This window comes from uncultured Campylobacter sp. (genome assembly GCF_938045225.1).
In the GTDB taxonomy this organism is placed as follows: Bacteria; Campylobacterota; Campylobacteria; order Campylobacterales; family Campylobacteraceae; genus Campylobacter_A.
On sequence record NZ_CALINL010000051.1, the window covers coordinates 1 to 7,655 of the forward strand.

A 7,655-nucleotide genomic window follows, 5' to 3' on the forward strand; every position below is an offset into this window, starting at 1 on the left:
AATAATTTATACTATTTGATAAAGATAAATAAGATATATTTTATCTTAAATAACTATAAATACTTAAAAATAATTTCTAATAAACAATAAAATTTATTTCTATTTAACCGAAAAAACATTACAATTACATTCTAATTTTATTTTCAAAGGAGCATTTAATGAAAATTAAGTCGGTTTTGTTGGGTTCGGTTGCGTTAGCGACGGCGCTAAACGCTCAAAATTTGATCCAAGACGCGCTAGATGCGGGTCTAGTGGCTATCCCTAGCGATCCAAAGGCGCTAACCAAAGCGATAAATGAAGCTTCTCCTGATGCTGAGAAATATCCGACCACTATGGCTGCTTATGAGCTTGGTAAGAGGCTTTATTTTGATCCTAGATTATCAAAATCAGGCATCATTAGCTGTAACACCTGTCACAATTTAGGCCTAGGTGGAGCAGACGGTGTGCCTGCATCTACCGGTCACAAATGGACCCCAAACCCTCATCACGTAAATGCCCCGACGGTTTACAACTCCGTATTTAACTCGGTGCAGTTTTGGGACGGACGCGCCGCTCACCTAGCCGCTCAGGCTGCCGGCCCGATGACTGCGATGCCGGAGATGGCTTCTACTCCGGAGCTCGTCGAGCAAAGGCTAAAATCGATCCCTGCTTATGTGAGCGAGTTTAAGGCTGCGTTTAATAGCGACGTGAGCTTTGAGCTGGTAACGACGGCCATAGGTATCTTTGAAAGAACGCTCGTAACTCCGTCTAGATTCGATAAATTTTTAGAAGGCGACGAAGCTGCGCTAAACGGTGCTGAGAAAAAAGGCCTAAAAACCTTCATCGACAAAGGCTGCGCTACATGTCATAACGGTATAAATTTGGGCGGTACTTTGCAGCCGTTTGAGGTTGCGGGCAAATACGAATTTGCAAATTTGGGCGACTTTAAAGGCGATGCAAACGGCCTAGTAAAAGCTCCTACGCTGCGCAATATCGAGCTAACGGCTCCATATTTCCACAACGGCGCGGTTTGGTCGCTAAAAGATGCCGTCAAGATGATGGGCAGCGTACAGCTAGGTATCGATATAAATGATAAAGAAGCTGCCGATATAGTGACGTTTTTAAATTCGCTAACAGGCAAAATGCCTAAAGTCGAATATCCGTCATTCCCTGCATCTACCGAAAAGACCCCAAAACCGGAACTTGACTACTAAGCTAAACAAAAAGGCGGATAAATTTCCGCCTCATTCAACTTAAATTTATAAATTTTTGGGTATCATCCGTCTCTTACAACCAACAAAGCTCCCCAAGTCTTTTGAAATCCAAAAGCGCTTTTTGGTCTTACCAAATTTAGAAAGGTAGAGTATGTCAAAATACGCTATATTTAAGCACGGCGGCAAGCAGTATCGCGTCAGCGAAGGCGAATATCTTAAGCTTGACCATTTCAGTGCTGAAGCAAAATCATCAGTCGAGATTACGGACGTTTTGTGCGTAAACGACGGTGAAGTAAAGGTAGGCGCGCCGTTCGTAAAGGGTGCGAAAGTCGTTCTTGAAGTCGTAAACGAGGGCAAGGATAAAAAAGTCGTTATTTACAAAAAACGCAGACGCAAAGACTCAAAACTAAAACGCGGTTTTAGAAGACAGTTTACACGCGTAAAAGTCGTAAGTATCGCAGCTTAAGGAGATAAGATATGGCACACAAAAAAGGTCAAGGCTCAACCCAGAATAACCGAGATTCCATCGGACGACGCTTAGGCGTTAAAAAATTCGGCGGCGAATTCGTTCGCGCGGGCAACATCATCATCCGCCAGCGCGGTACCGCTACTCACGCGGGCAGCAACGTCGGCCTAGGCAAAGATCACACGATTTTCGCGCTAATCGACGGTTTCGTTAAATTCGAAAGACTAGATAAAAACAGAAAAAAAGTTTCAGTTTATCCTGCTGCGTAATCCTTGGGGCGAAAGCCCCTTTTTCTTTTAAAACCACCCAAATTTTTAAAAACTAAAAATCTTTTATATAACAAAAATAATCATCGCGTCAGTTACCAAATTTTAAAATTTGACCATTTGTATTGTGTTAATAACGGCGCTTGGCAAATCGTTTGAACTTTTCGGCAAATCAAATTTTAATCAATAAACCGATATAATCCAAAAATTTTGCACAATAGCAAACTAAAAATAATGGAATAAAATTTAAAAACTAAGGCAAAAAATGTTTATAGATAGCGTAAATTTAACTCTAAGCTCGGGTCACGGCGGAGCCGGATCAGTGAGCTTTCGCCGCGAAAAACACGTGATTTTAGGCGGGCCGGACGGCGGCGACGGCGGCGACGGCGGGGATGTATATTTCGTCGCCGATAATAACACCCATACGCTTGCGGCATATAAAGGCAAAAAGGCCATGCGCGCGCAAAACGGCGAAGCGGGCACGGGGCGCAGAATGCACGGCAAAAGAGGCGAGCACCTCGAGCTCATCGTGCCTCCCGGCACTGCGGTGCTGGACGCCGAGACGGGCGAGCTACTCTGTGACCTAACTAGCCAGGGACAGCGCGAGCTATTTTTAAAAGGCGGCAAAGGCGGGCTTGGCAACGTGCACTTTAAAAGCTCGATCAACCAAGCTCCCGAATACGCGCAAAAAGGCCTAGAGGGCGAAACGCGCGAGGTGCGACTGGAGCTTAAGCTCATCGCCGACGTGGGGCTCGTGGGCTTTCCAAACGTCGGTAAAAGCACGTTAATCTCGACCGTCTCAAATGCCAAACCGCAGATCGCAAATTACGAGTTTACCACTCTCACGCCAAAGCTAGGCCTAGTCGAGGTCGACGAATACAGCGGATTTGTGATGGCCGATATCCCTGGTATCATCGAGGGCGCAAGCGAAGGGCGCGGTCTTGGCGTGCAGTTTTTAAAACACGTCGAGCGCACGAAAATTTTGCTTTTTATGCTTGATCTTGCAAACTACCGTAGCCTTGAGGAGCAGTTTGATGCGCTGAGGGCCGAGACGGCGAAATTTTCAGGCGAGCTTGCAAAAAGAGACTACGCGATCGCTCTAACTCGCGCGGACGCGGCCGAAAATTTGCAGGAAAAATTTGACGCGTTTTTGTCGCATTTGGGGCTTTCGGACACGGCGGGCGAGATGAAATTTAAGCAAGATATTTATGAATTTGACGCCTCTAAGCCGTTTTTCGTAATGTCGATCTCCTCGGCGACGGGACAAAATATAAACGAGCTAAAATTTAACCTGCTTGAGCTACTAAAAAAAGAGCTTTGAGTTGCGACTTTTTAGTGCTTTGAGCTTAGAAATTTAAGAGTATAAAATGAAGAAAATTTTTTGCATTATGTTATTTTGCCTTGGTGCGTATAGTTGCGAGCCAGCCGATCCAGCATATATGTTTTTAGATTTTAATGACATAGATCGTGACGGCACGCTAAATTTAGATGAGTGGAAGGCATGTAAAACGCCATCTATGCTAAAAATAGCACCAGATCTATGCACTGGGCAGGAATTTAAGAGGTTAGATACCGATCATAACGGCAAAATTAGCCTTGATGAGCTAAGAAGTTTACTGTTTCAAAAGATTAGTTGGCAAAAATATCCATGCGCCTCTTGGCCGCCAAGCAGGCAAAACGCAGATCAAAATAAAAGTCGTTGAAATTTAAAGGAAAATGATGAATGTAGTTTTTATGGGGACGCCTGATTATGCTGTTAGGATACTTAGGCACCTAAAAGAGGCTGGCTTTAACATAAAAGCAGTCTTTACCCAGCCTGATAAGCCAGTTGGCAGAAAGCAAATTTTAACCCCAAGCGAGGTCAAAATTTACGCTCAAAATGAGCTAAATGGTGTGCCAGTCTTTACACCACATACATTAAAAGATGAGGCGGTAGTTGCCGAGCTAAAGGCATTTGAGCCTAAATTTATTGTAGTAGCGGCTTATGGTAAAATTTTGCCCCAAAGCGTTTTGGACGTCGCCACTTGTATAAATTTGCACGCCTCGATCCTGCCCAAATATCGCGGCGCAAGCCCGATCCAAAGCGCGATTTTGGCTGGCGAAAAGCAGACGGGCGTGACTGCGATGCTGATGGATGCGGGGCTTGATACGGGCGATATGCTTGATTTTGCCTACACGCCTTGCGAGGATAAAACGGCGGCGCAGCTGTTTGACGAGCTCGGGGATCTTGCAGGTGAGCTGATAGTGCGAGTGCTGCAAAATTTTGCGAATTTGACGCCGATTAAGCAGGATGACGCGCAGGCCACGCACTGCAAAAAAATAAGCAAATCAGATGGGCTTTTTAGCTTTGAGCAGAGCGCGGAGCAGATTTATAATAAATTTCGCGCGCTAACGCCCTGGCCTGGGATCTATCTATCTAACGGGCTAAAAATTTTAGATTTAGAAATCTTGCGCGAATCCTGCGGGCGTAAATTTGAACGTGCAGGCGAAATTTTAAGCACCAATAAGCTCGATTTTTGCGTTTCTTGCAGCGAGGGCGCGGTCAAGATCATAAAGGTACAAGAGCCCGGTAAAAAGCCCGTAAATGACAGCGCGAATCTAAACGGCAAGCGCCTTGGCGTCGGCGATATTGTGTCGTAAATTTGAGCCCAGCAAGCTTGACATATAAATTTTACAATAGGAATACGCTCGCAACGTCAAATTTGTCAGTAAATTTAAAAGGAAAAAAATTTGAGAATAGAGTTCGCAGATAGCGTCCCTTCTACGCAAAAAGTTCTGGTCGAAGGACTGCGAAACGGCGAAATACAGCCGCCTTATGCGCTCGTGGCAAAGGAGCAGACGCAGGGTGTGGGCAGTAGAAACAATACGTGGAGCGGGCTGGAGGGCAATCTATTTTTTTCATTTTGCATGAGCGAGACGGCGCTACCCGGCGATCTAAAAGGCGAGTCGGCGTCGATTTACTTTTCGATGATAATGCGCGAAGTGCTCGCGGCTCGCGGCTCTCAAATTTGGCTAAAATGGCCGAACGATTTTTACGTCGACGACAAAAAAATCGGCGGAACCTTGACGACGATAGTCGGCGAAATTTACGTTTGCGGTATGGGTATAAATCTAAAAAACGCGCCCGAGAATGCCGGAATTTTAGATATAGACGTTAGCCCTAGCGCCGCGGTCGGAGAGTTTTGCAAGAGGCTGCAAACGGCTCCGTCTTGGGCGGAAATTTTTAAAAAATTTGAGAGCGAATTTGAAAAATCAAGAGAATTTATCACGCACTTTGAGGGCGAAGAGATGTCTCTCAAATACGCAAAACTTCTATCTGACGGCTCTTTGGATATAGATGGGCGAAGGGTTTTTTCTCTTAGATAAATATGCTTAAATTTGACGTAAAATTTAATATTTTTACGAAATATCGGCAGGGACGCGCTACTAAATTCTTTCAGAAATTTTAAAGCCGAAACTAAACTTTGCCAAAGTAAGTTTTTTGTAAAATTAATCAATTAAAAACAAAATTTGGATATTATCATGTGTGAAATTATAACTATTGCAAACCAAAAAGGTGGCGTCGGAAAGACGACCACTGCGGTAAATTTGGCCGCATCGCTAGCGGTAGCCGAAAAAAAAGTTCTACTCATCGACATAGATCCGCAGGCTAATGCGACTACTGGTATGGGCTTTAGCAGAAACGACTACGAATACAACATTTATCACGTACTCACAGGACGTAAAAAGCTCTCTGAAATCGTATTAAAAACTGAGATTCCGACCCTTTTTTTAGCTCCTTCAAACATCGGGCTTGTAGGCATCGAGCAAGAGCTAAGCGAGCAGAGTAAAGACTATCAAAAGATACTAAAGACCAAGATTGAAGAAGTTAAGGGGCAGTACGATTTTATTATAATCGATAGTCCTCCGGCACTTGGCAGTATTACAGTAAATGCCCTAAGCGCTAGCGATAGTGTGATAATCCCTATCCAGTGCGAATTTTATGCATTAGAGGGCTTGGCGCAGATATTAAATACCATAAAAATAATCAAACAAACGATTAATAAGAAACTAACTATAAAAGGCTTTTTGCCTACTATGTATAGTTCGCAAAATAACTTAGCAAAAGAAACCGTTGCAAATTTAAAGCAGCATTTTGAAGATAAGCTGTTTAAAAACAAGGATATGAGTGATGAGTTCGTGGTGGTGCCGCGAAACGTGAAGCTCGCCGAAAGTCCGAGTTTTGGTAAGCCGGTGATTTTATACGACATAAAATCGCCCGGCTCGGTAGCATATCAAAATTTAGCATGTTGTATTTTAGGATAACTAATGGCTAAAAAAGGCGGACTAGGGCGTGGACTAGAAGCGATTTTGGGTGATGTAGAGCTTGCGTACAAAGCTGAGCTAAACGAGGGCAACAGCGATATAGTAAAGGATATTGATCTAGACCTGATCGTCGAAAACCCGTATCAACCGCGTAAAAATTTCGACGAAACGGCGCTAAGAGAGCTTAGCGAAAGTATCAAAAGACACGGTCTTATCCAGCCGATAATCGTTATAGAAAAAGACGGCGAATATATGCTGATTGCGGGCGAGAGGAGATTTCGCGCGACTAAACTGCTTGGCGAAAGCAAGATAAAAGCCATAGTCGCCGACATCGAAAGCCAAAGCCTTCGCGAACTAGCACTCATAGAAAATATCCAAAGAGAAGACTTAAATCCGATCGAGCTCGCAAATTCCTACAAAGAGCTGATAGATGAATACAAAATCACGCAGGACGGGCTCGCAAACATCATCCACAAAAGCAGGGTTCAGATAACAAATACGATGCGACTTTTGAGCCTTAGTGCCGTGACCCAGGAGTATATAAAAGAAGGCAAACTAACGCAAGGGCACGCTAAAGTCATCGTAGGTCTTGAGCCAAACGACGAAAAAACGGCAGTCGATACTATAATTGGACAACGCCTTAGCGTGCGCGAGACTGAAAATCTGGTAAAAAATTTAAAAAATAAAACAATCAGAGAAATGAATTGGGAAGTAGCTAATGAAACAAAAACTTTAAATACTGGAAATTATCAAATAAAAATGATAAAGTATATAGGTGAAAAAATTGGACTTAATAGTTTGAGTCCTGTCTTAGAGGAAGCTGCTTTTTTAAGATTAAATAATCCAGAAGACTCTTTACAAAGTTTAGCAGATATGATAAACATATCTAAGTCTGGAATAAGAAATCGTTTTAGAAGAATAGAGGAAATATACAATTCTCTCTTAGAAGAAGAAAAAAATAGTTAGGAGTAATAAAAATAATGATAGTGGTAAATGATATATTGACAACAGATATTGATTTTAATGATACTTATGTAGCTATAGGAAATTTTGATGGAGTGCACTATGGACATAAAAAACTTATAAAAGAAGCTATAAAAGCAGCTAGAGAGAATGGAAAACAAGCTGTTGTATTTACTTTTGAAAAACATCCTATGGAAGTACTATTTCCTGAGAGAAAATTTGAATATATAAATACAAATGAAGAAAAATTATATCTTCTTGAATCTTTAGGTGTAGATGTTGTTATAATGCAAAAGCTTGATAAAGACTTTTTAGAATATACTCCTTTAGAATTTGTTAGAATTTTGAAAAATAAATTGAAAGTAAAAGAAATTTTTATAGGTTTTAATTTTTCTTTTGGTAAAGGTGGAGTTGGTAAGGCAGAAGACTTGGAGTATCTTGCTGAAGTTCATAATATAAAAG

The 7,655-nt window shown here is 42.4% G+C and carries 10 protein-coding genes; all 10 read left to right on the plus strand.

The window, feature by feature from the left end:
• Window positions 1-158 precede the first annotated feature (158 nt).
• Entirely contained in the window at window positions 159-1,193 is a 1,035-nt protein-coding gene (locus tag Q0200_RS02510) for a cytochrome-c peroxidase (RefSeq protein ID WP_297937336.1), read from the plus strand.
• Between the two features lie 151 nt (window positions 1,194-1,344).
• Window positions 1,345-1,659, plus strand: coding sequence for a 50S ribosomal protein L21 (gene rplU / locus Q0200_RS02515; protein ID WP_002947447.1), 315 nt, complete (start codon window positions 1,345-1,347; stop codon window positions 1,657-1,659).
• Window positions 1,660-1,670: 11 nt separating this feature from the next.
• A complete protein-coding gene (rpmA, locus tag Q0200_RS02520) occupies window positions 1,671-1,928 on the plus strand; it encodes a 50S ribosomal protein L27 (RefSeq protein WP_002943616.1) in 258 nt (85 codons plus the stop codon).
• A 262-nt stretch (window positions 1,929-2,190) separates the two neighbouring features.
• Window positions 2,191-3,246, plus strand: a complete 1,056-nt coding sequence (gene obgE / locus Q0200_RS02525) for a GTPase ObgE (RefSeq protein ID WP_297937342.1) — start codon at window positions 2,191-2,193, stop codon at window positions 3,244-3,246.
• Between the two features lie 46 nt (window positions 3,247-3,292).
• Complete coding sequence (locus Q0200_RS02530) at window positions 3,293-3,628, plus strand: EF-hand domain-containing protein (RefSeq protein ID WP_297937346.1); 336 nt, start codon at window positions 3,293-3,295, stop codon at window positions 3,626-3,628.
• A gap of 16 nt (window positions 3,629-3,644) precedes the next feature.
• Window positions 3,645-4,565, plus strand: a complete 921-nt coding sequence (gene fmt, locus Q0200_RS02535) for a methionyl-tRNA formyltransferase (RefSeq protein ID WP_297937349.1) — start codon at window positions 3,645-3,647, stop codon at window positions 4,563-4,565.
• Between the two features lie 90 nt (window positions 4,566-4,655).
• Window positions 4,656-5,291 (plus strand): biotin--[acetyl-CoA-carboxylase] ligase, encoded by a 636-nt coding sequence (locus Q0200_RS02540; RefSeq protein WP_297937352.1) that lies wholly within the window; start codon window positions 4,656-4,658, stop codon window positions 5,289-5,291.
• 156 nt (window positions 5,292-5,447) lie between these two features.
• Window positions 5,448-6,230, plus strand: coding sequence for an AAA family ATPase (locus Q0200_RS02545; protein ID WP_297937354.1), 783 nt, complete (start codon window positions 5,448-5,450; stop codon window positions 6,228-6,230).
• Between the two features lie 3 nt (window positions 6,231-6,233).
• Window positions 6,234-7,196 carry a DNA-binding protein WhiA gene (gene whiA / locus Q0200_RS02550; RefSeq protein WP_297937357.1) on the plus strand — a complete coding sequence of 321 codons (963 nt, stop codon included), beginning with the start codon at window positions 6,234-6,236 and terminating at the stop codon, window positions 7,194-7,196.
• 14 nt (window positions 7,197-7,210) lie between these two features.
• The coding region (locus Q0200_RS02555; RefSeq protein ID WP_297937359.1) for an adenylyltransferase/cytidyltransferase family protein at window positions 7,211-7,655 on the plus strand (445 nt) is incomplete at its 3' end.

Excerpts from the sequence above, each read along its gene's own strand:
- obgE (WP_297937342.1), top strand. The coding sequence starts at position 2,191 with ATGTTTATAGATAGCGTAAATTTAACTCTAAGCTCGGGTCACGGCGGA.
- Q0200_RS02545 (WP_297937354.1), top strand. The coding sequence starts at position 5,448 with ATGTGTGAAATTATAACTATTGCAAACCAAAAAGGTGGCGTCGGAAAG.
- rplU (WP_002947447.1), top strand. The coding sequence starts at position 1,345 with ATGTCAAAATACGCTATATTTAAGCACGGCGGCAAGCAGTATCGCGTC.
- Q0200_RS02510 (WP_297937336.1), top strand. The coding sequence starts at position 159 with ATGAAAATTAAGTCGGTTTTGTTGGGTTCGGTTGCGTTAGCGACGGCG.
- rpmA (WP_002943616.1), top strand. The coding sequence starts at position 1,671 with ATGGCACACAAAAAAGGTCAAGGCTCAACCCAGAATAACCGAGATTCC.
- fmt (WP_297937349.1), top strand. The coding sequence starts at position 3,645 with ATGAATGTAGTTTTTATGGGGACGCCTGATTATGCTGTTAGGATACTT.
- whiA (WP_297937357.1), top strand. The coding sequence starts at position 6,234 with ATGGCTAAAAAAGGCGGACTAGGGCGTGGACTAGAAGCGATTTTGGGT.
- Q0200_RS02530 (WP_297937346.1), top strand. The coding sequence starts at position 3,293 with ATGAAGAAAATTTTTTGCATTATGTTATTTTGCCTTGGTGCGTATAGT.